Genomic DNA, 25,432 nt, shown 5'->3' with positions numbered 1-25,432 from the left:
CCCGACCCGCCTGTATAGCCCTTCCGACAGGCGGGGGCGGGAATAAACCGGGCTTCCCCGACGCGCCCTACCCAAGGCGCCCGGCTCCTACCGTTCAGGAAACGTGTGAAAGCGTGTCCTGAGCCGTCGCCTTGCGGCGCGGCGTTGACCCCGCCCGGGCGGGCGGGGTCTTCCCGTGACGATACCCATCGCCAGCAAGGCTGGTCTTACGCGGGTTTCCAGCGGGCTCGTTTATCCTCGCCCCGCAACTCGGGGAGGAGGCGGCCTCGGCGAGGCCGGCGAGGTTGGCCGCGGCGTTGGCGTCGCGGTCGGCCACCGCCCCGCACACCTGGCAGGCGAAGGTCCGCTGAGACAGGCGCAGTTTGGCTTTCACCGCGCCGCAGTCGTTGCAGGTCTTGGAGGAGGGGAACCACCTCTCGGCCACCACCAGGCGGCGGTTGGACCAGGCGGCCTTGTACTCCAGTTGGCGCCGCACCTCGCCCATGCCGACATCGGCCACCGCCCGGGCCAGGCGCCGGTCGGCCACCATCCCGGCCACGTGCAGGTCCTCGATGACGATGGTGTCGAAGTCGGCCACCAGGCGGGTGGTGAGCTTGTGCAGGTGGTCGTGTGTGCGGAGCGCGCCGCATGCCGGCGGGACGGCCGCCGCCGGCGGCCCCAGGCGATCGGCACGCGCGTGACCAGGGGCGCCGCGGGCCGCTCACCGGATCGGGCGGGCCTTGGCGGCTCAGGCGTGCAGGACGGGCCGGTAGGTGAGCTCCTGGGTGCGGCCGTCGAGCGTGCGGCTCTCGATGAGTTCGAGGTCGAAGTCGGCCGCGTTCTCGAACACGGGGGCCTGCCCGGTCCGGCCGGTGATCACCGGAAAGACCGTCACCTGGACGCGGTCGACCAGGCCGGCGGCCATCAGGGCCCGGTTCATCGACAGGCTGCCGTGCGAGCGCAGCGGCACCGGCGACTCCTCCTTGAGCCGGGCGACGACGTCGACGGCGTCGCCGCGCGCGACGGTCGCGTCGGGCCAGTCGAGGGGGCCCTCCAGGCTGGTCGAGACCACCGTCGCCGGCAGGTTCCGCATCCGCGTGACCCAGGCGTCGCGCACGTCGGACCCCTCGGTGCTTTCGGCCAGCATCGACACGAACTGCCGGAAGGTGGCGGCTCCGAAGACCATCCGCGGCTCCTCGTCGTAGAGGGCGAGGCGGCGGTCGAGCAGTTCGGGGCCCTGCTTGCCCCAGTACCCGCCCCAGTCGCCGCAGTGGGAGCCGAAGCCGTCGAGGCTGGAGAAGACGTCGAAGGTGTACGTGGCGGGCATGATGCGCTCCCAGGGTGATCGAGGGTGTGTGGGGGTGGACCGGCGAGGGCGGCCGAACTCATCGCCGCCGCACTCCCGGAGCCGAGCCGCCTCCAGCCCCCCCGGCCGGCCCCTGCTCACCCGGCCCGCTCGAATCCCGCCCCGTTCCAGGTCGTGCGTGCGCAGGCCACGCCCCAGGCGCCCTTGCGCTTGAGGATGTCGTAGATGTGCATGCGGTCGATCCTGGGGGAGACGCCGTAGCCCGAGGGCCAGGTGATCGCCCAGTCCATGTCCAGATCCACCAGCAGCTCCAGCAGGCGCGCGATCGTGGGGTCATCGAGCCGTTCGAAGGCCTCGTCCAGCAGCACCATGCGCAGCGGGCCGTCGGCGCCGCTCTGCAGGGCGTCGTAGAACGCCGCGCTGGCGGCGAACAGGGTGACGTAGGAGACCAGGCGGGTCTCGCCCGAGGAGAGCTGGCGGATGCGGCGGTCGCGCGGCTTGCCGTCGGGGCCGGTGTCGTGGATGCGCACCCGGTAGGCGTACCACCGGCGGTAGTCGAGCGCGCCCGACAGCAGCTCGGCGTAGCCGGTGCCGCCGCCCTGGGCGCGCGTGGCGCGGATGCGGTCCAGCAGAGCCCGGCGCAACCGGTCGTTCTCCTCGGCCGTGCGCGCGGCGAGCGGCTTCTTGGCCAGGGCGAACGCCGAGCGCTCGGCCGGGTCCAGCTGCGGCGCCGGCTCCCAGGACAATTCCACCCGCACGCCCTGGCTGGAGTGGGCGGCCTCCAGCACGGTGTTCATCCGGCGGGTCAGCGCCTCGGCGGCGCCGATCTGGCGGTGCAGCTCCTCGGCGATGTCGCCGAGCAGGTACTCCTCGAAGACGCCCTCCTCGCGTTCGGTGAGGTTCTCCTCGGCCTGGGCGAGCCGGGCGGCGGTGGCGCGGGCGGTGGCCGCGACCGGGGCGGTGCCGGCGTCCTCGCTGACGGTGACGGTGAGGATGCCCTGCTCCCGGTCGGCCTGCACGTCGTGGGTGCCGGCGAGCGCGGACTGCAGCGCCTGCAGGCGCGCGATCAGGTCGCGCTCCAGCGCTGCGGGATCGCCCGCCCCACGGCGGCCGCGCCTGCCGCCGGACCGCCTGCCGCCCGCACCGGCCGGGGTCGCGGACCGCTCCGCGCCGCCGTCCTCGGCGGTGCTGCGCTGGAGGGCCGCCGCCAGCGCCGACCGCAGCTCGGCGCGCTCGAACGGCGGTTCGACCTGGCCCGTCGCGGCCTCCCACACGCCGCCGACACCGGCGGCGTCGGTCAGCGCGTCCTCGGCATCGGCGACCCCGGCGCGCGCCTCGCGCGCCCGGGCCTCCTCGGCGTCCAGGCGCCCCTCGGCGTCGGCGAGCGCCTTGATGGCCGCCTCGACGTCGCTTTGGGCCTTGGGCGCGCGGTTTCGCAGCTGGGCGCGCTCCTCCTGCAGGGCGGCGATGCGGGCGCCGACCTCCTCGGCGTCGCGGCCGAGCCCGGAGCTCAGGGTCGCCAGGACCGCGTGCGCCTCGGTGTAGGCGCGGTGGGCCTCGGCGGCGTCGGCCTCGGCCTTGCGCCGGGTCTCGACGGTGCGGGCGTGGTCGTCCTGGGCGGCGGCCAGCGACCGCAGCGCCTCGGGATAGTCGCGGCGCAGCAGCGTGCCGACGCCCTCCAGTTCGGCGGCGGCGCGGCGGGCGCGCTCGGACAGCTCGCGCAGCCGGGCGGCGTCGGCGGCCACGCCCACCTCGGCGCAGGCCCGCCGGTGGTCGCCCTGCTCGGCGCCCAGGCGCGCGCGTGCGCGGGCGTGGTCGGCGTCGGCCTCCTCGGCGTCGGAGGCGGCGCGGGCCGCGGCCGAGCGGCGCGACTGGGCCTCGATGCGGCCGCGCAGCACCTCGCCGATGTCGGGGAAGGAGTCCAGGCAGGACTGCCACGCCGACTCGCGGTGCTGCGCTCGCGCGAGCTGCGCGCGCAGGCCGTCGTCGGAACCGGTGCCGATCGCGGCGCCGATGCGGGCGCACTCGCGCTCCAGCTCGTCGGCGCGCCGCCGCCGCGCCTCGTCGCGCGCCCCGGCACCGATGTACTCGGCGACGGCCTTGCGGTGGCGCCCGTGCAGCGCGCCGGCCCGCCAGCGCCCGTCCGCACCGAAGGCGAGCCCGGCGGGCGGGCGGGCGCCCGCCCCAGGCAGCGGGGTGGAGCCCAGCAGGTCCTCGACGGTCTCGCGGGCGGGGCCGGCGCCTGCGCCGCGCGGACGCAGCACGTCGGCCAGCACAGGCCCGGACGGCTGCGCGGTGCCGCCGGAAAGGAACGGGGTGCCGTCGGCGGCGGTGAGTCGGCCGTCGGGCAGCACCCGGGCGTCGGCGAGCCCGCCGGTGTGCCAGGCGGCTTCCAGCCGGGCGCGGTCGGCCTCCGCCAGGCCGCCGCGCGGCTCGACCAGCGAGGCGAAGGCGGTGCCGTCCGCCGCGGCGGGCTCGGCGGGCGCAAGCAGCGGGACGGAGCGCAGCAGGGCCTCCACGACCCGCTCGGGCACGGCCGTGTCGCCGGTGGCGGGCCGCAGCGCGTCGGCCAGCGACGGGCCCTCGCACGGCGGGCCGGGGAGGGCCCAGACGTCGTCGCCGTCGCGCTCGGCGAGCCCGCCGATCCAGCCGTCGGCGCGCACCCAGGCGTTGAGCAGGCCGCCGGCGTGCAGGGCCGCCTCCAGGCCCGCCTGCGCCTGCGCGGGCAGCCCGGGGGCGAAGTCGACCAGCCGGTGGAAGGGCGCGCCCTGGGCGGGGGAGCGCTCGGCGGTGGTCAGCGCGGGCGCGGGCGGTTCCACCTCCGCCGACTCGCGCAGCGCCGCACGCTCCTCCTCCAGGCGGGCGCGCTCGTCCTCGGCGGCGGCCAGGCGCTGCTCGGCCTGCAGCACCGCGTGCTGGGCGGTGCGCAGGCGCGGCTGCAGCGCGGTGCGCACGTCGCGGTGGAACCCGCGGTAGGCCTCGGGGTCGGCGCCCACGTCCGAGCCCTCGGGCGCATCGGGCAGCTCGCCCGCCTCCGGGCGGTCGTCGGCGGGCAGTGCCTCGGAGTACCAGCGCTCGACCGCTTCGGCCCAGGACCGACCGAGCTCGCGCAGGCGCTCGTCGCCCTCGCGCGCCCGGCGGGCCGCGGCGTCGGCGTCCTCGGCGGCGCGTGCGGCCTGCTCGCCCAGGTGCTGGACGCGCCGCTCCTCCTCGTCGAGGTGCTCGGCGCGCGAGCGCAGCGCCGCGAGTTCGGGGCCGCGCTCGGCCGCCGCGCGGGCCGCCTCGGCCACCTGGTCGGCGGCGCGCGCGGCGGCGCCCTCCAGTTCCGCGGCGGCGATCGGGGGCGCGGTTTCGCGCTGGACCTCCTCGGGCCGGGCGCCGGGTTCGGGCGAGCGCAGCACGCGCTCGGCGGCCCGGCCGCGGCGCAGGTCGCAGACCAGGTCGGGCAGCCCGCCCAAGGCGGTGCCCAGGCCCAGGCCCTCCAGCGTCGCGCGCGCTTCGGCGGCTCCCGTGGCCGCGGACTCGCCCAGGCGCGCCACCAGCGCCGCCGAGCGCTCCAGTGCGCCCAGCGACTGCTCCTCGGCGGTGCGCAGGCCGGCCGCGTTGTCCAGCGCCGCGACCACGTGCCGCCGCTGGGAGGCGACGGTGGCCTCCTTGTCCTCCAGGTCGCCCAGGGCCGTGTAGGCGGGCGAGGCCTTCAGCGCCTCCAGTTCGGTCTGGACGGTGTCGGTGCGCTCGGTGACGGCGTCGCGCTCGGCTTCGGCGCCGCGCAGCGCCTCCTCTGCCGCGGCGCGCTCGGTCTCGCGCTTTGCGCGCCGCGCCTCGGCCCGCTCCGCCTCGGCCTCAGCCGACTCCAGCGCGGCGGCGCGGTCGGCGAGCACCCCCAGCGCGTAGCCGCGGTACCCCTCCAGGAACTCGGCGAGCGCGCCGTCGGCGCGGCGCAGCCGGGCGACGTTGCGCCGCACCCCTTCGAGGTTGTCCAGCCCCGCGGCGGTGCGGGCGACGACCTCGGGGTCCACCGGCGGCAGCGCGTCCGAGAGCAGCTGCTCCAGCTGCCCTTGCAGCACCTTCAGCCCGATGTCGGGGTTGCGCAGGGTGCGCTGCAGGTGCAGCAGGTCGGCGTAGCGGCTGCCCCCGCTGATGCCGTAGACGGTCGCGGCGACGCGCTGCTGGAAGGCGTCCTGCCCGCTGACGACGGCGTCCTCGCCGATGCGCTCGCGCAGCCGCGCCTGGCCGATGGGGCGGTCCTGCTCGGTGAGCGCGAAGTCCTTGTTGACCCGCAGCGGCGTGATGAACCGCCAGGAGTCGGAGACCTGGCGGCTGGAGGCGCTGGCCTTGACTCCGACGCCGCAGGTCGTGAACTCCTCGGTGCCGTCGGCGGCGGTGCCGCGCAGCTCGATCCAGGCATAACCCACCCGCATGGTGCCTTCGGCGTAGTCGTCGAGCATCAGCCGGCTCATGCTGACGGTGTCGAAGCCCTTGCAGCCCATGTTGCGCAGGTCGCCGTCCAGGCACAGCGGCAGCAGCAGCTCCAGGGTGCGCGACTTGCCCGAGCCGTTGGTGCCCTTGAAGATCACCCGGCCGCCGGAGAGGTCGAACTCCTCGTCGCGGTACTGCCAGATGTTCACCACGCCGCCGCGGTGCAGCCGCCACCGCTCGCGCCGGGAGGCGTCCTGCGCCGCGGGCGCGCGGGCGGGCTCGGCCTGCTGATCGGGCTCGCTGGCGATGATCGTGTACCTCCGGGATCGAACCTGTGCCTTGGGGGAGCGGGGCTGGCGCTACGAGCAGGGTAGAAGGCGGCGCCGACGCGGCCGTGCGCCCGGCGGGGCGCGGCACCGGGCGCGGTCGGCGTTACAGCCCGAAGAGGGCGTCCTGGCCGGGGCCGGGCGCGCCGCCGGCGGTGCCGCCCGCGCTGTCGGCGGCGGCGCCCTCCTCCGGCTGCCGTCCTTCGGGGCCGTCGGGCACCGGCCGGTAGCGGGCCGCCGCCGTGCTGATCTCCACCGCCGCTCCGGGGCCGGCGCGCGCCAGCCCCGACTGGGCCAGGGTCTGGACGACCGAGGCGGCGAGGCGGCCGGTGTCGCGGACGGCCTCGCGCGACCAGGCGCGCGGGTAACGCTCGGCCAGCGCCGACACGGCCGCGGCGAGCCGGTCGCCGCTGACGGGCACCCAGCCGTCGTCCGCGCTGCTGCTTTCCGCGGGCCTGCGGGGCGCTTGGAGGTGCCGCCTTCCCTCCTCGCTTGGGTCGCTCGTTCCTCGCTCCCCGCGCTCGTCAGTCCAGGCGGCACCGCGCCCCTTCGGCCCGCTCCTATTGCTGCCTCCCGCGGGCCTGCGGGGCGCTTCGATACCCTTCGGCCCGCTCGCACCGCTGCCGGCGTCCTCCTGCTGCGCCTCCTCCAGCAGCTCCGCGGCCGCGAGCAGCGCGATGCGGGCCACGGTGCCGGTGCCGGGGAAGTGCCGGTCGGTGAGGTAGCCCTCCGGGTCGACCGCAAGCACGCCCTCCGCGCGCACTTCCAGCCGCAGGCCGGTCAGCTCCTCCAGCAGGTGGGCCTCCGAGCCCAGGTTGGCGCGCAGCCAGTCGCCTTCGCCGGGGCGCAGTGAGGAGTGCGGCACGACCGGGTCCTCCACGATCCGCCGCCGCACCCGGTGGCGCTCCTCCACGGCCGCGCCCTCGGCGACGCCCCCGTCCGCGGCCGTGTGGCCGGCCGGGCCGCCCGCCAGCTCCTCGGGCGAGCCGATCCGCGCCAGCGGCGCCGCGACCAGGTGGCCCAGCAGTTCGGGGTCGACGGTCAGCAGCGCCTCGCGGTCGGCGTCCTCGGCCCACGGCGACACGCTGCCGTCGGTCTCGCTGAGCACGCCGAGGTCGATCAGGTGGCGCAGCGCGGCGGCGAGTGCGCGCCGGTCGACGATGCCCGAGCCCAGTTCCAGGCCCGCCTCGGCGCCCATCGCGCGCACCTCCGCCACCAGCGACGACAGCAGCAACTGGCCCTGGCCGCCGGTGAGCACGGCCAGCACCAGCGCCAGGTAGGCGTAGGCGCGCGGGGTGAACGGCGCCCCGTTGGGCTTGTGGGCGCCGCGCACGCCGTCGGGGGCGTGCCCCGTCTTGTACAGGCGGGCGAACCCCGGTTCCACCACCAGCCGGTAGCCCAGGTAGCCCGCGAAGAGGGCCTGCAGGCGGTCGGCGTAGCGCCGCACGGCCTGCAGCGCCTCGCCGTCGGGCCCCTGGGCGCGCAGCAGCGGGCGCCGCAGCAGCACCCGCGCGCACCGGCGCACCTGGGCGGCCTCGATCTCGTCCAGTCCGTCGAAGGCGGCGGTCTCCCCGCCGGCCAGCGGATCGCGGCGGCTCACCGGGCACCGCCCGCCCGCGGGGCGCGCGCGGCGTCTCCAAAGGTGCGGGTGGCGGCGGGGGTCACGGCGATCCCTCCGATCCCGGCAGCAGCGGCTCCTCGACGCTGAGGCGCACGTCGACCCCGTGCAGCTCCATCGACCCCAGCTCGGAGCCGATGCGCGCCACCTGCTCGGGCCGGGGCTCCAGCACCACCGTCAGGCCGGTGACCGCGTCGGAGGCGCTGCCGGTATCGGCGGGGCCGTCGCGGGTGGCTCCGGCCAGGGTCAGCAGCTCGCACAGCACCTCCAGTGCGTCGCTGGACAGCCGCGCGCCCGCCAGGTCGCCGCGGGCCGCCGACAGCTCGCCCACCGCGGCGCTGCGCCGGCTGCGGCGGCGCTGCTCCTCCTCCAGCAGCGCCGCGCGCCCCAGCGGGTCGTCGCTGATGCGCGGCGACGGGCCGCCGGGCGCGCGCTCGCTGCGGCTGCGCACGTTGACCTCGACGTCGATGCGGCGGCCCTGCGGCCAGGTGTGCGCGGGGTCGGGGGAGTCGTCGTCGGCGGCGATCCCCAGGTGGCGGGCCGAGAACAGGCCGAAGGCGGCGGCGTAGAGGTCGTGGGCGGCCTCGGGCGCGGCAGCGTCGAACCAGCCCGCCAGCCGCAGCAGGTCGCGGCGCCGCCCGGGGTCCACCCCGCCGGCTCCGGTGACCCGTTTGACGTTGGCGAACAGGGCGGTGATGGCGCGGCTGGTGGCCTCCCGCAGCGCGTCGACCTCCGAGGGGCGCCCGGGGCGGCCGACGAACCACCCCGTCAGCTGCTCCCAGTCCGCGGCCCGCCGGCCGGGTGCGCGCTCCACCAGCTCGGTCTGGCCCGGGCCCGCTCGGCCCGGGCCCAGCGCGGCGTCGGCGCCGGTGCCGGCGTCCAGGCGCCGCAGCAGCGCGTCGCGGTGCCGGTTGAGCGCCTCCAGCCGCAGCACGACGGGTTCGGAGTGGCGCAGCACGTCCTGGGCGATCAGTTCGACGTACTCCAGCAGCATGTGCTTGAAGCCGGCCATCTCGGCGGGGGCGAGGTCGTAGCGGGCGATGACCGAGCCGAGGTAGGCGTAGAAGTCGCGCACGGCCGCCGCGAACTCGTCGTGCTGCAGGAACAGCGTGGTCACCTGGCGGGCCAGCCGCTCGCGCAGGCTCCGCGCCGAGTCCGCGCCGGGGCCGCGGCCCTGCTCGGCGGCCAGGACCTCGCCGAGGGTGCCGTCGATGTCGGCGAGCCCGCGCTCGATGGCCGGCAGCAGCTCGCGGGAGACCTCGCGGGCGCCCTCGGCGACCTCCAGCACCTCCTCGGCGTCGCGCTGCACGCGTACCGCGAGTTTGGCCGCCTGGTAGCGTACCCGGCTGCGGGTGAACTCGGCGATGGTGGCCGCGGGCTCGCGCCGGCCCGGCACGAGGTTGCCCCAGCGGGCCAGCTGCTCCAGGCGGTCGACGACCACCTCCAGCCGGGACTCGCCCGGGTCGATCTCGCCGCGCCGTTCGGCGGCGGCCAGCGCGGAGGCGATCTCGCCGGCGCCCAGGTCGGCCATGAGCGTCGAGGTGAACAGCCGCATGATCGCCAGGTAGGTGCGGCGCTCGGGGGCGGTGAGGTAGCCGTAGAGCCGCAGCCGGTCGGCGCCGGAGCCGGGCGGGCCGGCCGTGTCGGGAGATGCGGGGGCCGGGGGCTCTTCGGCGGCGCCCGCGGCGGGCGGCCCGGCGGGAGCGATGGTGCCGCTTCCGGTGGTGCTCGGGGTCTCTTCGGCCTCGTTGTGCATGACCCGCCCCAACTTAGTGCGTCGCGGCCCCGCGCGCGGCCGCTCGGGCGGGTGACCTGCTTCGCGACCGGGACGGGGCGCCCGGGCGCCGTGCGAGAGTGCGCGCGGGGGCGGCCGCGGCCGGTGCGGCGGGACGGCTTCGTCGGCGAGCCGTATGCGAGAGGACAGGCCATTCGGCACCGCTGCCCTGCGCCGAATTCCGAGAAGTCCGCTTTTCGCTGGAACCGGCCATTCCGCTGCGTTTTCGCGGCCGCCGGGACGCCGGCGCCGGGACGACTCCGCGATCTTTCGTGCGCATCGCCGCCTACGGCGGCGCGCCTGCGCCTATGCTGCCGAGTGCAGGCGAAAACGGTCTCGTGCGGCGGCGGTTCCCGCGCTCGCTTCCGGGGGGCGTCCGAATGGAGGCGCGCCGGTTATCGGGGTATGAACGCAATGGGAACACTGGTGCGGCGGCGTTTCGCGGCAGGCGCGACCCATGCGCCCGCCCCGGCGTTGCGTTACTGTCTTTTCCGTCCCGAAATGCGGGTGAATTCCACGGTTCCGGTGGCCTTCAGCCGCCCCGCTGCAGCCGACACGCTGCGCCGTCCGCCGGCACGGGAAATCCCCCTGCCCGCCCGACTGCGGCGGGCACCGAAACCCTGGAGGTCTCCTCATGCGGTCCCTGCGGTCCCTGCGGTCCCTGCGGTCCCTGCGCCCCCGCTGGAAGTACCTTGCGGCCGCCGCTCTCGTCGGCGCGGCCGCGGCGGCCGTGTTCGCGACCCTGGCGGCGCTGGGGCTGCTCAGCCGGGAGGGCGCCGCGCAGTTGGCGGTGCTGTCGTGCGTGGGGGCCGCGGTGCTGGCCAACGCGCTGCTCGTGGTGCGGCTGACCCGGCGGGTCGACACGCTGGGCCGGCGCATCGACGCCCGGGCCCGCTCGGTCGGTGACGCCGTCGGCGCCCAGCACGCGCAGACGGCCGCGGCGCTGAAAGAGGCCCGCGCGGAGCTGGAGGCGGTGCGCGAGCGGCTGCCCGCCCTGTCGGAGGAGCTGGCCAAGGCGGTGAACGTGCAGGGCCGCCACGACTACGAGCAGCAGGTGGCCTGGGCCGAACTGCGCGACCACCTGCGCCCGGAGGCCCCGTTCATGCCCGCGCTGCGCGGCTGGGCCGCCTCGCCCGATGTGATCCGGCTGCTGGTGCGCACCGTCGAGAAGCACCGCCCCGAACTCGTGGTCGAGTGCGGCAGCGGCGCCTCCAGCGTCTGGCTGGGCTATGCGCTGCGCCGCGCGGGTGCCGGGCGCCTCGTCGCGCTGGAGCACAGCGAGCGCTACGCCGAGCTGTCGCGCCAGCTGGTGCGCGACCACGGACTGGAGGACGTCGTCGAGGTCCGCTACGCGCCGCTGACCGACTGGCGGCCCTCCGACGAGGAGGACGGCGGACGCGTCCAGCCCTGGTACGACACCTCGGCGCTGGAGGACCTGCGCGACATCGGACTCGTCTTCGTCGACGGGCCGCCCGAGGGCACCGCGAAGCAGGCGCGCTACCCGGCCGTTCCCGAGCTGCTGCCCCGCTGCGCCCCCGACGCGGTCCTCGTCCTCGACGACGCCGGCCGCCCCGACGAGCGCCGGATCACCAAGCGGTGGCTGCGCGACTTCCCCGAGCTCAGCGCGCACGAGGAGCAGGCCGAGAAGGGGGTGCGCGTCTTCGCCCGCAAGGCGATGTGACCGGCGCGGCGCGCGGCCTTCAGGGAACGATGAGGCTCAGGCCCTCGGCCACGAGCGCGTCGCGCTCCTCGCCCTCGATCTCCACGGTGTGCTCGAAGGTCAGCAGCATCCCGTTCTTGGTCTCGCGGGCGTCGGTGAGCCGGATGCCGTCGCGCACCCGCGCCCCCGAGCGCACCGGCTGCAGGAAGCGCACGCGGTTGAGGCCGTAGTTGATCGCCATCGTCGGGGCCTGCTCCAGCTTCCACACCTGCGGACTGAAGGCCGACAGCAGCGACAGGGTGAGGAACCCGTGGGCGATGGTCCCGCCGAAGGGGCCCGCGGCGGCCTTCTCCCGGTCGACGTGGATCCACTGGTGGTCGCCGGTGGCGTCGGCGAAGGTGTCGATGGCCTCCTGGGTGACGGTGAGCCAGTCGCTGTAGCCCAGGTGCTCGCCCTTGGCGGCGACCAGTTCGGCGAGATCGGTGAAGGTCCGCATGACGGTGTGCACTCCTTTTGGCCGGAGGGACGACGCCACCGACTCTAGCGAACCGACCGTTCGGTATGGCAGGGGGAGCGGTCGAACGGGGCGAGCGGCCCACCGGGAGCGGCGGACCCGGCGGGCCGCTCAGCCCTCCAGCGCGACCGAGGCACGCAGATCGTCGAGGACCACCCGGCCGCTGTACTGCCGCGATGAGCGGGTCTCGACCAGATAGACGCTCTCGACCCGGAGCGGGTGCGCGGCGGCCTCCGGCACGCCGATCCGCACGTCGCGCCAGCCGCGCCAGTCGACGCGGGGCCCGTGGCAGGAGTGGCGGCGGCCCTCGGCGTCGGTGACCGCCAGCGCCACCAGGGCGCCGTTGCCGTCCCCGCGCACCCGCAGGCGGAAGCCGAAGGCGGTCCGCTCGACCGGCAGCGGCGCGGGCGCCACGGCGTAGGCCGCCCGGGCGCGCCGCTCGCCGGTGAAGTCGTAGCGGAGGGCGAGCCCGTCCCCGGAGCTGCCGGCGGCCGGGCGGACCTCGGCCGAGGCGGCGCGATAGGTCGCGGCGCGCCAGTCGCCGGCGTCGCCGAAGTCCGACAGTTCCACGCTCGCCGAGCCGATGACCAGCGGGACCGCGGTGCTGCGTCCGCCCGCCGCGACCGTGATCGCGCCCCTGCCCGCGTCGGCGGTGGGCTCCACCAGCACGCTGCCGTCGCCGCGCCGGGTGACGGCGGCCAGGTCGTCTTCGACGTCGATCTCGGCGTCGGCGGGCGCGACGGGGGCGCGCGTGCCGTCCGGAGCGACACCGGCGATGACCAGGGGCCGCCCCGCCCCGGCCGAATCGGGGAAGGCGAGCGCCTCCGGCTCGGTCTCCAGGCGCTCGGGACCGGGCAGCACCCGCAGGTCGGCCGCACCCCGCGCGCGGCCGGTGCGGGCGGTCACGCGGGCGCTGCCGGGCGCGCCCGCCCGGAACACCCCGTCCTCGACGGTTCCGCCCGCCGCCGCCCAGCTCAGATCGGGCTCGGGTGCGGGGCCGTAGGCGGAGTCGTAGGCGCGGGCGGTCATCCGCCGGCTCAGCCCGGAGAACACACGATGGGGGTCGGGCCGCACCGGCAGGGCCGACCCGCGGTCGGGTCGCGCCCGCATCGCCGGCCGCACCCACACCCCATGGGCCCGGCCGTCGCCCGCGGGGACGTGCACCGCCAGCCCGTTGGCCACCGCGCGCAGCGGCTCGCCGGTGCGGTTGCGGACGACCGGCGCGCCGGTTCCGGGTTCGCGGGCGAGCAGGGTGGCCGAGCCGCCGCCGTCGAGTTCCAGGGCGTCGTGGGCGCCGGCCCGGCGCAGCCGCTCGGCCGCCTCCGGCAGGGTCGCCCCGGGGGCACCCGGCGCGCGGCCGTCGGCGACCAGCACGAACATCCGCCGCCCGTCGCGGGAGAAGCCGATGGCGGTGCGCGGGTGGCGGGCCCCGTCGTCGGCCCCGGTGGGGCGGCCGTCGCGCAGCAGCACGTGGCGCCCGCCGACGGCGGTCCGCGGCCGGACGCCTCCGGCGCGCAGGGTGTAGTCCAGGTCGACCGGCGCCCCCGGGCGGACGGCGGCCAGGCGCTCGGCGGCCGCGCCGCGGCCCAGCAGCACGCGGGTACCGGGCTCGATGCGGCCGGATCCCGCGGACTCGCGGACCTCGCGCACCCTGCCGCCGGAGACGACCAGTTCGGCGACCGGCCCCGAGCCTGCGGCGCGGCCGCGCGGGTGGCCGCCCCAGGCCGGGGTGAAAACACCGGTGCCGTCGGCGGGGACCTCGTGGCTGTTGAGTCGGTCGATCGCCGCATCCGGCCCGGGCAGGGCCGCGGTGCCGGAGAACTCGGCGCGGTGGACGCCGCCGCGGCCCGCGGGGCCGATCGCCGCGACGTGGCGGTGGCCGGCCGTGGGCGACTTGAGCACCGTGCCGTCGCGGACGGCCGCGCCCAGCGGCGCGTTGGAGGCGCCGGAGTCGTAGAAGTCGCCGTTGACGGCCGCGACGGTGCCCGCGGGCGCGGACATCTCCGATACCGGAGCGGGGTCGGTGAGATGCCCGCCGTGCAGGTAGCTCACCGCCGCGGGGCCGTGCAGGTCCACGCTGAGCATGCTGGAGTCGCCGCCGGATGCGGGCTCGGTCAGCGAGACGCCGGGGGCGACGGGCACGGTGCGCCCGGCCGGGGGCGCGATCGGGGCCGCGGCGCCGGGGACCGCCAGCCACAGCGCGGCGACCGGGACGAGGACCGCTGCTGCGGTACGGCGGAGCACGGTGGAAGACCTCCCGAGCGGGCAGGGGCGGCGGCCGGGGCGGCCGGAGGACCGATCTGCTACTCGGAGTCATCATTGCGCTGCGCTTCGTGCGCGCCAAGGACCGACGCGACGCGGGAGGGCGGACGCAGCGTTCCCGCCGATTCCGCCGCATCGCGTCGGCGACCGCGGCGCCGGCAGCACGGTCGACGCCTTCAGGCGCCGGACCGGCCGGGGCGTCAGGCGGAGGCGCCGGCCGCTCCGCCGCTGCCCAGCGACACCGCGTCCACGGCCAGGCGGCGGAGCTCGCGGACGTCGACCTCGTGGCCCAGGCCCGGGTGGGCCAGTGGGATGGGCGTGATGCCCTCGTGCGCCCGCACCGGCGGGCGGACGGTGTCGCGGGTGAAGTGGCCGCCGGCGCCGGGCATCTCGCTGGGCAGGGAGATGCCGGGCAGCGAGGCCAGCGCGGCGAGGGCCGCCCGGCCCACCCCCGACTCGGCGTCCCAGCCGCACCAGAGGTCCCAGCCGGCGTCGACAGCGCGATCGTGCGCCCGGCGCGCCGGGGTGAGCCCGCCCAGCAGGCTGATCCGCAGGCTCAGCGCCTTGGCCGCCTCCGCGGCGATGGCCCGGTCCAGGGTCTCCAGGGAGTCGATCGAGGTGCTCAGTGCCACAGGGGTGCGCAGTTCGCGCTGCAGCCGCGCGCATGCGTCCAGGTCGCCGCCGGCGAACGGCTCCTCGATGGCCACCAGGCCGTACTCGTCGAGCGCGCGCAGCGCCCGCAGGTCCGCGGGGTCCTCGGTGTAGCGGCCCCCGGCGTCGGCCTGCAGCACCAGGAAGGGGAAGCTCTCCTGGACGGTGTGCACCACCTCGGTGTCCCAGCCGGGGCCCACCTCCAGGCGCACCCGGCGGAACCCGCTGCCCACCTGCCGGTTGACCTCGCGCACCAGCGACTCCGCCGAGGGCTGGCGCGTCACCGTGGTCCCGGCCGTGAAGGCGGTGCGGTCGCCGCCCAGGGCGTGGGAGAGCGGTGTGCCGCGCTGGCGGCTCCACAGGTCCCAGCAGGCGGTGTCCAGTCCGGAGGCCACCGGCGGCACCCGCGGCAGGTCGGCCCAGGCGCCGGCGGCCTCGGTGGGCCGCAGCCAGCTGTGGCCCAGCAGGGCCGGCGCGTAGTCGTCGACGAGCAGGCGCCAGCGCTCGGCGTCGGCCATGGGCACCTCGCCCCACCCGGTGTGCCCGGCATCGTCGCAGACCCGGACGAGGGCGTGGCGGGTGAACTGCGGCCGGGCGGCGCCGCGGGACCGGGCATGGGCCAGCGGCAGCCGGAGCAGGGTGGCGTCGACGCCCGTGACGCGGGCGAGGGTCGCCGGTTCGGCAGGTGACACGCGGACTCCGTATCGACGCGGCAGGGATGGGCGCGAAGGCGGTCGTTCGGGCGCCGGGGCCCGGGCGAGGGACCGCCATAACCGAACGTATCCGCTCACCGCGGAGGCTGCCAGCGGTGCGGACGGGCACGGGGTGCCTCCGACCACCGGGATTCGGGCGGTCCGAATCCCGCGGTGTTCCGGCACCCGGTGGCACGGCCCGAGGGCAGGGGCTAGCCTCGATGGTCATATCACTCAACGTGTTTGACTAATCACTCCGAGGAAGAGCAGGGAGAGCTATGCGCCGCCGCCTGGCCACCGCCGTGACGATCCTCGCAGCCGCCGCGGCGACCGCGGTCCCGGCCGCGCCTGCGGGCGCCGCCGCCGGCGTGCTGACGATCAACGGCACCGACCACGCCGACCCCCGCGGCTGCCATGCGCTCGCCGGCGGGCCCTACAGCGTGGCCAACGCCACCGACCAGACCGTGTTCATCCTGCGGCGCTCCGACTGCACCGGCGAGGTCGTGGGGGTGCTGCTGCCGGGGGAGTCCGACCAGGGCGACGGCGCGGGCGCCGTCTTCGCGCCCTGAGCCCCGGGCCGGTCTCCCCGGCGGCCTCGACGAGCACCGGGGAGGCCGGCGCGCGCCGATGGGCGCCCCCGGGCCGGCGCCGGGCGGCTCCGCGGACCGACCGGCGCCGGCCCGGGGGCGCTCCGCGCTACCCGGCCAGCACCTCGGCCACGGTGTGCGACTTGAGGCCGTGGGCCTCGGCCACGCCCTCGTTGGTGACGACACCGTCGTGGGTGTTCAGCCCCTGGGCCAGCGCCGGGTCGTCGGCCAGGGCGCGCCGCCACCCCTTGCCGGCCAGCGCCACCGCGTAGGGCAGCGTCTCCTTGGTCAGCGCGTGCGTGGAGGTGTTGGGCACGGCGCCGGGCATGTTGGCCACGCAGTAGAACACCGTGTCGTGCACGGCGAAGGTGGGGGCGTCGTGGGTGGTGGGGCGGGAGTCGGCGAAGCAGCCGCCCTGGTCGATGGCGATGTCGACGAACACCGCGCCCGGCCGCATCCGCGCGACCAGGTCGTTGGAGACCAGCTTGGGGGCCTTGGCGCCGGGGATGAGCACCGCCCCGACGACCAGGTCGGACTCCAGCACCGCGTTCTCCAGTTCGAAGGCGTTGGAGACCACGGTGCGCACCCGGCCCTGGTACATGTCGTCGGCGTGGCGCAGCTTGGCGACGTTGAGGTCGAGCAGCGTGACCTCGGCGCCCATGCCCGCGGCGATGCGGGTGGCGTTCAGGCCCGAGACCCCGGCGCCGATGACGGTGACGCGCGCGGGACTGACGCCGGGCACCCCGCCCATCAGCCGGCCGCGGCCGCCGTTGGGCCGCTGCAGCGTGGAGGCGCCCACCTGCGGGGCGAGCCGGCCGGCGACCTCCGACATCGGGGCCAGCAGCGGCAGCGAGCCGTCGGCGAGCTGCACCGTCTCATAGGCGATGCCGGTGACGCCGCGCTCCAGCAGGGCGTCGGTGCACTCGCGCGATGCCGCCAGGTGGAGGTAGGTGAAAAGGGTCTGGCCGGGGCGCATGCGGTGGTACTCCTCGGCCACCGGCTCCTTGACCTTCAGGATCAGCTCGCCCTCGGCCCACACATCGTCGGCGGAACCGAGGACGCGGGCGCCCGCCGCGGCGAACTCCTCGTCGGAGATGGAGGAACCGCGGCCCGCGCCGCTTTGGACGGCGACCGAATGGCCGCGGGTGACCAGTTCGTGGACACCGGCGGGGGTGATGGCCACCCGGTACTCGTGGTTCTTCACTTCGCTGGGCACGCCGACGCGCACGGGACTCCTCCTCGCATCGTCATTGATACGTCTTCACTCTCGCCTGCCCGGACGCGCCCCGCCATCTCCATCGTGACTTCCGTTTCGGCAGCATCTTTACACGGTGTAACGGCGCGGCGGGCAGGTCAGCGGGGTGGCGCGCCCGTTTCCTCCGGCTCCGAGTGCGGCTGCGGGTGCGCACCGTGCGCGCGGACGGAGGCGCGCTGCGGCCGCGCGGGCGGCACCGCGCACCCGAAGACCCCCTCGCCTTCGACCCAGGTGCCCCGCACCCGGCCGACGAGTCTGCGCCCGGCGTAGGGGCCCGGATCGGCGGCGGGGACGGTCTGCTCGGCATCGGGGTCGAAGGCGACGAGGTCGGCGTCGCAGTCGGGGGCGATCCGGCCCCTGCACGCCATGCCCAGCAGGTCGGCCGGCTCCCGGGCGGTCCAGCGCGCCAGGTCGGCCAGATCCCGGCCGCGCCGGCGCGCGGCCGTCCACAGCGCGGGCAGCGTCCAGGACACCGCTGCGGCCCCCGTGCCCGGCCGGTGGCCCGACCCCACCTGGGTGATCACGGGGTCGCGGGAGTCCAGCAGGGCGCTCCACAGCGCGTTGCGGTTGGCGCCGCTGCGCAGCGGAGGCAGGCAGGCGTGCGCGCCGGAGTCGTCGGGCACCTGCTCGATCGGCAGGCACAGGTAGTGCGGGCAGGTCTGGGCGCTGACTCCCACGCCCATGGCGCGGGCCGCGGCCAGCACGGCCGCGCATTCGGCGGCGGTGAAAGGCGAGACGAGCACGCGGGTGCCGACCATGCGGGCCGCGGCGACGAGCCGCTCGACGCCGCGCCGCTCGGCCCGCGCCGGACGCGCCGCCAGCAGCGCCGACAGGCCCGGCCCCTCCGGGGCCGACAGCTCCCCGGCGTCCTCGGCGTGGGCCACCAGCGGGACGTCCATGGCGGCCAGCTCCGTCATCGCCTTGCGCAGCCGGGTGTCGTCGATCCCGGGGAGGTCGGCCCCGGCGCCGTCGGAGAGGGAGCAGGCGAAGCCCACCACCCCGGCGGCGCGGAGCTCGACGAGGTCGCAGGGCGTGCTGGCGGCGGTGATGGCCCCGAGGAAGGCGATGCGGGCGGGCGCGTCGGCGGATGCGGCCAGATGCGCGCGCAGCCCCGCTTCGCCGGTGATCGGCGGATCCGCCGGTCCCGAGGCGACGAGCGTGGTGACCCCGGCGCGCACGGCCGCGGAGGCGGTCCGGACATAGCCCTCGCGCAGCGGCTGCCCCGGCGCCTGGACGGCGGCGTCGACGTCGACGCCGCCGGGAAGCAGCGCGGTGTCGCCCAGGTCGACCTCGTGGGGGGCGGTGGAGGGGGCGGCGTAGTCGCCGACGGAGACGATGCGCCCCGCGCTGACGCGGACGCAGGCGGGCGCGGTTCCGGCCGGCAGGACCGCGCGCCGCGAGCGGATGACGGTGTCGGTCCGGGGCATCGCGATCCCCTCCGTTGCTCGAATGCGGTGTCCGCGTCCGCGCGTTCACATTCACCCGGCCCACGGGAATCGCCGGTGCCGGCAACCGGTATACGTAATCGGCGCTGTGCCGGGGCCCGCGGGGCTCGGCCCTGTGCGGCGCGATTGACCGACCGTATCGCGAACCGCGCGCCGAAGGGGCCGAACCGGCGGAACGCGCCGGAAAGGCGGGCCGCCCGCCGCGGCCGGCGCCGAATTCGGGAATTCACCGGATTTCCGACGGATTGGTGGACTTTCCGGCGGGCATTATGAAAGCGGTCGACCGGTTCGGGGCGGCCCGCGGTGCCGCCCCAATCGGATCGGCCGGGCCGGTGACCGGGACGGTCCCCGCGCGGCCGCGGCCGGGTGCGTCCGCCGAGGCGGCGGGCCGTCCTCGTCTCCGACACGCTGTAGTAGATTTAGGCTGGTTCGTGGTGGTGTTCGCGTGGACGTCGCAGTACTGCTCATCCAGGACATGACCGGCTGGATCGCCCCGTGGATGTGGGGCGCTGCCGGGATCGCCGTCGGCGCGGGCGCCGCCGCCGCGGTGATCCGCCACCGCGGCCGCCAGTAGCCATCCCACACCCACGGAGCGGCCCGCGTGAGTTCCCCCGGAGTCCGCGACGGCGACCTCCCGCGCGAGGAGAGCGCCGCGGCGGCCGGAACCGTCCGCGCCCCCGGCGCCGACACCGCCGCCGTCATCGCCGTCGCCGCAGTCGCCTCGTGCCTGATCGCCCTCATCGTCGCCGCGGTGGCCGGGGGAGCGGTCACCGCCCGAATCATCCCCGGGCTGCCCGACGCCGGCCCGGTCACCCGCTGGGGGCTCCCGGCGGCGACGGCGGTCCGCGACGTCGCCGCCGCGCTGACCGTGGGCCTGCTGGTCCTGGCCGTGTTCCTGCTCCCGCTGCGCAAGGGCGCCCTGGGGCCCCAGGCGCTGGGCTACCTGCGCGCCGCGGCCTGGCCCGCCCTGGTCTGGTCCTGCGCCGCCGGAGCCACCCTCGTCTTCCAGCTCTCCGACGTCTCCGGCCAGCCGCCCGGGCAGGTCCTGGGCGACCAGCTCTCCAGCTACGCCGTCTCGGTCGCCCAAGGCATCGGACTGCTGGCGGTGATCCTGCTGGCGTGCGCCGCGGCGCTGCTGTGCCGCACCGCCGAAACCGCCGCCGGGGCGTTCGCGCCGCTCGCCCTGGCCGGCGCCGCGCTGCTGCCTCCGGCGCTGACCGGCCACTCCGCCTCGGCGGGCAGCCACGAGCTCGCCATCACCGGGCTCGCCCTGCACGTCGTCGCCGTCTCGCTGTGGGTGGGCGGGCTGGCCGCGGTGACCTTCCACGGCCTGCGCTCGGCGCCCGAGGACGCGCCCGTCGCCGCCGAGCGGTTCAGCCGCATGGCGCTGTGGGCCTACATCGGCGTGGGCGCGGGCGGCGTCGCCAGCGCCGCCAGCCGCCTCTACTCGGTGGCCGACCTCGTCACCACCTCCTACGGCCTGCTCATCGTGGTCAAGGCGGTGCTGTTCTGCGCCCTGGGCGCGGCCGGCTGGGCGCACCGCCGCAGTACGGTCCCGCGCATCGCGGAGGCCGGCGGCCGGCGGCTGTTCGCCCGCCTGGCCGGGGTCGAGATCGCGGTCATGGCCGCCACCATGGGCATCGCGGCGGCCCTGAGCCGCACGGCGCCGCCGTCGCAGGAAGGCACGGTCGGTCCCGCCGAGGCGATCCTGGGTTTTCCCGTCCCTGCGCCGGTCAGCGTGCAGACCCTGCTCACGCTGTGGCGGCCCGACTTGTTCTTCATCCTGGTGATCGCCGCGCTGGGCGGCGGTTACGCGGCGGGGGTGACCCGCCTGCTGCGCCGCGGCGACCGCTGGCCCTGGGTCCGCACGGCCGCCTGGGCCGCGGGACTGCTGGTGATGGCGGCCGTCCTGCTCAGCGGCGTCGGCACCTACTCCATGGTGCTGTTCAGCGTGCACATGGTGCAGCACATGCTGCTGTCCATGCTGGTCCCGATTCTGCTGGTCCTGGGCGCGCCCGTGACCCTGGCGCTGCGCGCGCTGCGGCCCGCCCGCCGCCGCGGCGACCGGGGCCCGCGGGAGTGGCTCACCGCCTTCGTCAACAGCCGGTTCAGCAGGTTCGCCACCCACCCGGCCGTCGCCGCCCCGCTGTTCGTTCTCAGCCCCTACGCGCTGTACTTCACCCCTCTGTTCCCGGCGCTGATGAACGACCACACCGGGCACCTGCTGATGAACGTGCACTTCCTGCTCACGGGGTTCCTGTACTACTGGATCATCGTGGGCGTCGACCCGGGGCCGCGCAAGCTGCCCTACCTGCTGCGCGTCGTGCTGCTGCTGGCGGCCATGGGGGTGCACGCGTTCTTCGGCATCACGATCATGATGCAGTCGGCCCCGCTGGCGATGGAGTACTACGGGCAGTTCGAGGTGTCCTGGCTGGAGAACCAGAGCGCAGACCAGTACACCGGCGGCGGCATCGCCTGGGCCGTGGGCGAGGTGCCCACCGGGCTGGTGATGCTCGCCATGGTGCGGCAGTGGTGGCTCGACGAGGAGCGCGCCGAGCGCCGCAGGGAGCGCCACAGCAGGCGCGGCGGTTCCGACGACGCCGACATGGACGCCTACAACGCCTATCTGGCCGAGCTGGACCGGCGTTCCACGGGGAAGCAGGGCTGACCTGCGGTTCCGCCCGATCCGACCCACCGCCGAGGCGGCTCCGCCCTCAGCGGAAAACCGCGCTGCCCGCCGCTGCGGGGTGGCGCCGTGCGGCCGATTCCGATTAGGTCGGTCCATGAGGAAATTCCGGTTCGGCTTCAACAGTCGCCAAGAGGAGATCGACCGCTGGGCGCAGGCGTGCCGGTCCGCCGAGGAGTCGGGTTTCGACATCGTCCAGACGCCCGACCACCTCGGAGCGGCCTCGCCCTTCGCACTGCTGGCCGCCGCGGCCGCGGTGACGTCGCGGATCCGGCTGGGCACGCTGGTGCTCAACAACGAGTTCTGGAACCCCGCCCTGCTGGCGCGCGAGGCCGCCACGGTGGACCGGATCTCCGGCGGCCGGCTCGAACTGGGGCTGGGCGCCGGGCACATGAAGTCGGAGTTCGAGGCGGCGGGGATCCCGTGGCGCTCCCACGCCGAGCGGCTGGAGCGGCTGGAGCGCAGCATCGGCGAGCTCGACCGGCTCTTCGCCGAGGACGGCCAGGAGCCGCTGCCGCACCAGGTGCCGCGCCCTCCGCTGCTGATCGGCGCCAACGGCGACCGCGGGCTCGAACTGGCCGCGCGCCACGCCGACATCGTCGGATTCTCCGGCCTCACCCAGGTCAAGGGCGCCCGCATGGGCACCTTCCGCGTCGCCGACCGCGAGGAGACCCGGCGCCGGGTGGACTTCGTGCGGTCCAAGGCGGGCCAGCGCGCCGACGCCCTGGAGTTCAACGTGCTCGTGCAGGCGGTGATCGTGACCGACGACGCCGAGAAGAGCGCGGCCGAGCTGGTCGCCGCCTACTCCGCCACCGGGCTGGACACCGTCGAGAAGGTGCTGGCCTGCCCCTACGTGCACATCGGCACCGCCGCGGAGATCGCCGCGGCGCTCGTCGCCGACCGCGAGGAGTTCGGCTTCTCCTTCATCACCACCCACGGCCCCTCGCGCGACGCCCTGGCCGAGGTGATCCCCGTGGTCCGCGAGGCCGCCGGGGAGGACTCCCCGCAGGAGCGGTCGGGGGCGGGGCGGCTGCAGGCGGGGCAGCCGGGCTGAGCCGGACGCGGCTCAGCCGAGCAGCAGCGCGATCCCGGTGCCGGCGGCGCCCAGCGCGGCGCAGACCAGCAGGCCGCCGCCCGCCGCCGCCGGCGTGAGCCGCAGCCCGCGCGGCACGGCGACCCCGCGCCCGGCCGCGGCCTGGCGCGCCACGAGCGGCAGCAGTGCCATGCCCGCCGCGTAGACCACGACCACCGCCGCCGAGGCGACCAGGAACGCCTGGCCCCACCCCGCGGCGGGGTCGCCGCCCAGGGTCCGGCCCGCGGCCAGCGCCGGAACCGCCAGGAGCAGCACGGCGCAGGCGGCGCCGAGCGCTCCCTTGGGCAGGGCGGCGGAGCGGCGAGCGGCGACCAGCAGCAGCCCGGTCAGGGCCGCCAGCAGCACGGCGCCCGCGATGCCGAAAACAGCGATGTCTACCAGCGGATCCACCCGCACATTATGGCATCGCCTCCGGTGCCGCCCCGCCGCGCTCGCGGCCACCGCGCTCGGATGTGAAGCGGATCTCGACGATCTCGGGGGCCGCCGCCCGCTCCAGGAGCAGCAGGGAGCGCGCCCCGGGGACGACCGCCTCCGCCCCCGACGCGCAGTCGGCCAGCACCCGGCGCCAGCGCCGCACGTGCCTGCGGTGGCTGCGGGGGCCGAGCCGGCGACCCCGCTCGATCTGGCTGCGCATCGCCTCCTGCGGATCGACGTCGATCAGCATCAGGTGGACCTCGACGCCCCGGCGGCGGCTGTACCAGCCCAGCAGCCGCATGACGGACCGGTGGGTGGCCGTGATGTGCACCGCGGCCGGCAGGCTTCCGGCGTGCAGCGCGCGCAGGATGCGCACGTAGTGCAGGAGGTGCGTCACCCAGCGCCAAACGGGGTAGGGAAGTGCCCGCAGTCGGCGGCCGAGCCGGTTGCGCGCCTGCTGGGAGTCGATCACCCGCACACCGCCGGGGGTCTGCACCGGTCGGGTCTCGGTGCCGTCGAGTCCGAACAGCCGATTGAGCAGCGTACTTTTGCCTGCGCCCGGGATGCCGCCGACGAGCAGCAGAGTGCCGGCCGGATACCGCAGTACCCGCGGAGCGTCACCCGGTTGCAGTGCGCGCGCGGGGGCGGGGGCCGTGGAAGGGAACATGTCGGTGGTTATACGCCTTTCGGATAAGCGTTTGTTAAGTGTTGGCTTTTAAAAGGACGGCGGGCCCGGCCGGAAGAGTCGTCGCGGCGGGCCGGTCCGGTCGCGGAAACGAGTGCAGGGAGTACGGGACATGAGACGTGGCGGCCGCGGAATCGCGCTGGGGCCCTCGCTTCGGGTGCCGGCGATCGGTCAGGGCACCTGGCATATGGGTGAGCGGGCGGACCGGCGCGCCGACGAGGTGCGGGCGCTGCGCGCCGGCATCGACGCGGGGATGACCCTCATAGATACGGCTGAGATGTACGCGGAGGGCGGCGCCGAACGCGTTGTCGGCGAGGCGGTCGCCGGCCGGCGCGAGGAGGTCGTCCTCGTAACCAAGGTCTACCCGGCCAACGCCGGGCGACGCAGGGCCAAGGCCGCATGTGAGCGGAGCCTCACCCGGCTGGGCACCGATGTCATCGACGTCTACCTGCTGCACTGGCGGGGGCAGGTGCCGCTGTCGGAGACCGCGGCGGTGATGGAGGAGCTGCGCGACGAGGGCAAGATCCGCCAGTGGGGCGTGTCCAACTTCGACACCGAGGCGATGCAGCGCCTGTGGCGCGTCCCGGCCGGCCAGGCGTGCGTCACCGACCAGGTGCTCTACCACCTGGGCTCGCGCGGTATCGAGTACGACCTGCTCCCGTGGTGCCGCGACGCCGCGCCCGGCCTGCCGGTGATGGCCTACTCCCCACTGGCCCAGGGCGGCCGCGCGCGCCGGGCGATCCTGGAGGAGCCGGTCCTGCGCCGCATCGCCGAACAGCGGGGCGTGCAGCCCGCGCAGGTGGCCCTTGCCTGGACCATCCGCGAAGGCGACGTCATCGCCGTCCCCAAGGCCTCCGATCCCGACCACGTGCGCCAGAACGCCGCGGCGATGGACATCGAACTCACCCAGGAAGAACTCACCGCCCTCGACGGCGCATTCCCACCGCCGAGCCGGCACACGCCCCTGGAGATCCTGTGAGGTCGGAGATCCTGTGAGGCGGATGCGGCCGGCCGCGCGGGGTCGTTCGGTCCGGCCGCGCGCCGGCTGCCAGCCGACTGGGCTCATGGCGGGGCGACGGGTGGCTCGGCCCGCGGGGATCGGTTCGGGTGCCCGCCGGTGGGGCGTGCGACGGAGGCGGCGAGGGCGGTGGTGGGGGCCGCCTCCGTCGTGTTCAAGGAGTCGGTCACCACAGGAGGTTGCGGCAATGGGGCTGGGTTGCGCGAAGCGCGGTGCGCCGGCTTGCCGCCGAGCGGCGGTGCACGCTTGTTTCGGAGGCCCGCCACCGGTGGTGCGGCTCCGCCTGACGGGTTCAGCGTGCGCTCGGCGGCAAGCTGTGATCGCGCTTCGCGAGGCGCACCCATTGCCGCAGCCTCGGTGGTGGCCGCGCCGGGTGGTGCCCGGTGGGTTCCTGGAAGGTGGCGCCCCCGCCGTTCTGAGACACGGCCCGGGCGGGGGCGTTTCGGGCATTTCGCCTCGCGCGGGTCGACGATGCCCGCCGATGGCGCGCGGTGAGGCTGCGCGGCGCACCGGAACCCCAGGGTTTCCGGGATGCGGAAGGAATCCGGGATGTTTTGCCCGGAATGCCCGGCTGTGGCGGGGGGTGGAGGCGGCCGGGGCGCCACGAGGTGCGCGTTTGGAGCGTTTTTGGCGCCGATTCCGCGCCAAACGCCATGATCATCGCCGATCCCGGCCGCGCGGGCCGTCCCGGCGCCCCCGCATACCGGACATCGCGGGACGTTCCGACGCCGCGGACGGCCCTCCGCGCGGCCCGAGCCCGCCCGGGCGGTCGCGGGCCGCGCCTCGTCGCCCCACCGCCGCCCCGAAAGCATCGAATGTCCGATTTCCGGGTTCGGCTTCGATGTGACCGGGCCCAGAACGATTCAAATTAAATCGGGCGTTCGGTGTTTCGGTTCGGTTGTGCGGGTGAATGAGGCCGCCCGGAACGCCGCCTGGGCACGCCGCCTCCGCCGCGCGGGGCACCGGCGGGCAGCGGGAGCGGTTCGTAGGGGCTGCATCCGTGCCGTCCTCGCCGCTCTCGTTGATGCCGTACCGACGGGCATCCGAA

18 protein-coding genes are annotated in these 25,432 nt (G+C 76.0%); 6 read left to right on the top strand and 12 right to left on the bottom strand.

Annotated elements, in window-relative coordinates; all coding sequences use genetic code 11:
* Positions 1 to 94 precede the first annotated feature (94 nt).
* The 5 genes from FZ103_RS07505 to FZ103_RS07485 form a co-directional block, all read right to left on the bottom strand.
* Positions 95 to 601, bottom strand: coding sequence for a transposase (locus FZ103_RS07505; protein WP_255429844.1), 507 nt, complete (start codon positions 599 to 601; stop codon positions 95 to 97).
* Positions 602 to 727: 126 nt separating this feature from the next.
* The gene (locus tag FZ103_RS07500; RefSeq protein WP_155999865.1) at positions 728 to 1,306 is read right to left on the bottom strand and encodes a dihydrofolate reductase family protein; all 579 of its coding nucleotides are present in this window, start codon (positions 1,304 to 1,306) and stop codon (positions 728 to 730) included.
* A 116-nt stretch (positions 1,307 to 1,422) separates the two neighbouring features.
* Entirely contained in the window at positions 1,423 to 5,916 is a 4,494-nt protein-coding gene (locus tag FZ103_RS07495) for an SbcC/MukB-like Walker B domain-containing protein (RefSeq protein WP_343233424.1), read from the bottom strand.
* A 220-nt stretch (positions 5,917 to 6,136) separates the two neighbouring features.
* Complete coding sequence (locus FZ103_RS25395) at positions 6,137 to 7,630, bottom strand: TIGR02678 family protein (RefSeq protein WP_155999863.1); 1,494 nt, start codon at positions 7,628 to 7,630, stop codon at positions 6,137 to 6,139.
* A gap of 61 nt (positions 7,631 to 7,691) precedes the next feature.
* Complete coding sequence (locus FZ103_RS07485) at positions 7,692 to 9,404, bottom strand: DUF2397 domain-containing protein (protein WP_155999861.1); 1,713 nt, start codon at positions 9,402 to 9,404, stop codon at positions 7,692 to 7,694.
* A gap of 652 nt (positions 9,405 to 10,056) precedes the next feature.
* Here FZ103_RS07485 and FZ103_RS07480 point away from each other — a divergent pair.
* The gene (locus tag FZ103_RS07480) at positions 10,057 to 11,103 is read left to right on the top strand and encodes a class I SAM-dependent methyltransferase (protein WP_155999859.1); all 1,047 of its coding nucleotides are present in this window, start codon (positions 10,057 to 10,059) and stop codon (positions 11,101 to 11,103) included.
* 19 nt (positions 11,104 to 11,122) lie between these two features.
* Here the strand turns inward: FZ103_RS07480 and FZ103_RS07475 are convergent, their stop codons facing one another.
* The 3 genes from FZ103_RS07475 to FZ103_RS07465 form a co-directional block, all read right to left on the bottom strand.
* Positions 11,123 to 11,578 carry a MaoC family dehydratase gene (locus FZ103_RS07475; RefSeq protein WP_155999857.1) on the bottom strand — a complete coding sequence of 152 codons (456 nt, stop codon included), beginning with the start codon at positions 11,576 to 11,578 and terminating at the stop codon, positions 11,123 to 11,125.
* A 129-nt stretch (positions 11,579 to 11,707) separates the two neighbouring features.
* A complete protein-coding gene (locus FZ103_RS07470) occupies positions 11,708 to 13,840 on the bottom strand; it encodes a phosphodiester glycosidase family protein (protein WP_186355966.1) in 2,133 nt (710 codons plus the stop codon).
* A 218-nt stretch (positions 13,841 to 14,058) separates the two neighbouring features.
* On the bottom strand, positions 14,059 to 15,201 hold the full coding sequence (locus FZ103_RS07465) for an enolase C-terminal domain-like protein (protein WP_186355965.1): 1,143 nt from the start codon (positions 15,199 to 15,201) through the stop codon (positions 14,059 to 14,061).
* A 278-nt stretch (positions 15,202 to 15,479) separates the two neighbouring features.
* Here FZ103_RS07465 and FZ103_RS07460 point away from each other — a divergent pair, with 278 nt between their 5' ends.
* The gene (locus FZ103_RS07460; RefSeq protein WP_155999855.1) at positions 15,480 to 15,770 is read left to right on the top strand and encodes a hypothetical protein; all 291 of its coding nucleotides are present in this window, start codon (positions 15,480 to 15,482) and stop codon (positions 15,768 to 15,770) included.
* Positions 15,771 to 15,897: 127 nt separating this feature from the next.
* On the opposite strand, the gene ald is transcribed toward FZ103_RS07460, so the two are convergent.
* Together ald and FZ103_RS07450 are read right to left on the bottom strand one after the other, a co-directional pair.
* A complete protein-coding gene (gene ald, locus FZ103_RS07455) occupies positions 15,898 to 17,016 on the bottom strand; it encodes an alanine dehydrogenase (protein WP_186355964.1) in 1,119 nt (372 codons plus the stop codon).
* Between the two features lie 125 nt (positions 17,017 to 17,141).
* On the bottom strand, positions 17,142 to 18,470 hold the full coding sequence (locus FZ103_RS07450) for an amidohydrolase family protein (protein ID WP_155999853.1): 1,329 nt from the start codon (positions 18,468 to 18,470) through the stop codon (positions 17,142 to 17,144).
* 463 nt (positions 18,471 to 18,933) lie between these two features.
* On the opposite strand from FZ103_RS07450, the gene FZ103_RS25390 reads away from it, so the two are divergent.
* From FZ103_RS25390 to FZ103_RS07440, 3 genes are all read left to right on the top strand, one after another.
* Positions 18,934 to 19,062 (top strand): hypothetical protein, encoded by a 129-nt coding sequence (locus tag FZ103_RS25390; RefSeq protein ID WP_255429805.1) that lies wholly within the window; start codon positions 18,934 to 18,936, stop codon positions 19,060 to 19,062.
* A 126-nt stretch (positions 19,063 to 19,188) separates the two neighbouring features.
* Positions 19,189 to 21,156, top strand: coding sequence for a cytochrome c oxidase assembly protein (locus FZ103_RS07445; protein WP_343233436.1), 1,968 nt, complete (start codon positions 19,189 to 19,191; stop codon positions 21,154 to 21,156).
* Between the two features lie 115 nt (positions 21,157 to 21,271).
* A complete protein-coding gene (locus FZ103_RS07440) occupies positions 21,272 to 22,228 on the top strand; it encodes a TIGR03621 family F420-dependent LLM class oxidoreductase (RefSeq protein ID WP_155999851.1) in 957 nt (318 codons plus the stop codon).
* A gap of 12 nt (positions 22,229 to 22,240) precedes the next feature.
* Here FZ103_RS07440 and FZ103_RS07435 read toward each other — a convergent pair whose 3' ends face one another.
* Positions 22,241 to 22,657, bottom strand: coding sequence for a hypothetical protein (locus FZ103_RS07435; protein ID WP_186355962.1), 417 nt, complete (start codon positions 22,655 to 22,657; stop codon positions 22,241 to 22,243).
* A 7-nt stretch (positions 22,658 to 22,664) separates the two neighbouring features.
* Positions 22,665 to 23,348 (bottom strand): AAA family ATPase, encoded by a 684-nt coding sequence (locus tag FZ103_RS07430; RefSeq protein WP_155999849.1) that lies wholly within the window; start codon positions 23,346 to 23,348, stop codon positions 22,665 to 22,667.
* Positions 23,349 to 23,478: 130 nt separating this feature from the next.
* On the opposite strand from FZ103_RS07430, the gene FZ103_RS07425 reads away from it, so the two are divergent.
* Positions 23,479 to 24,345 carry an aldo/keto reductase gene (locus FZ103_RS07425; RefSeq protein WP_155999847.1) on the top strand — a complete coding sequence of 289 codons (867 nt, stop codon included), beginning with the start codon at positions 23,479 to 23,481 and terminating at the stop codon, positions 24,343 to 24,345.
* The last annotated feature ends 1,087 nt before the right edge of the window (positions 24,346 to 25,432 follow it).

It is taken from the genome of Streptomonospora sp. PA3, from assembly GCF_009728995.1.
Classification (GTDB): domain Bacteria; phylum Actinomycetota; class Actinomycetes; order Streptosporangiales; family Streptosporangiaceae; genus Streptomonospora.
The sequence above is the reverse complement of the archived record's forward strand: the minus strand, read 5'-3'. Positions and strand labels throughout refer to the sequence as shown.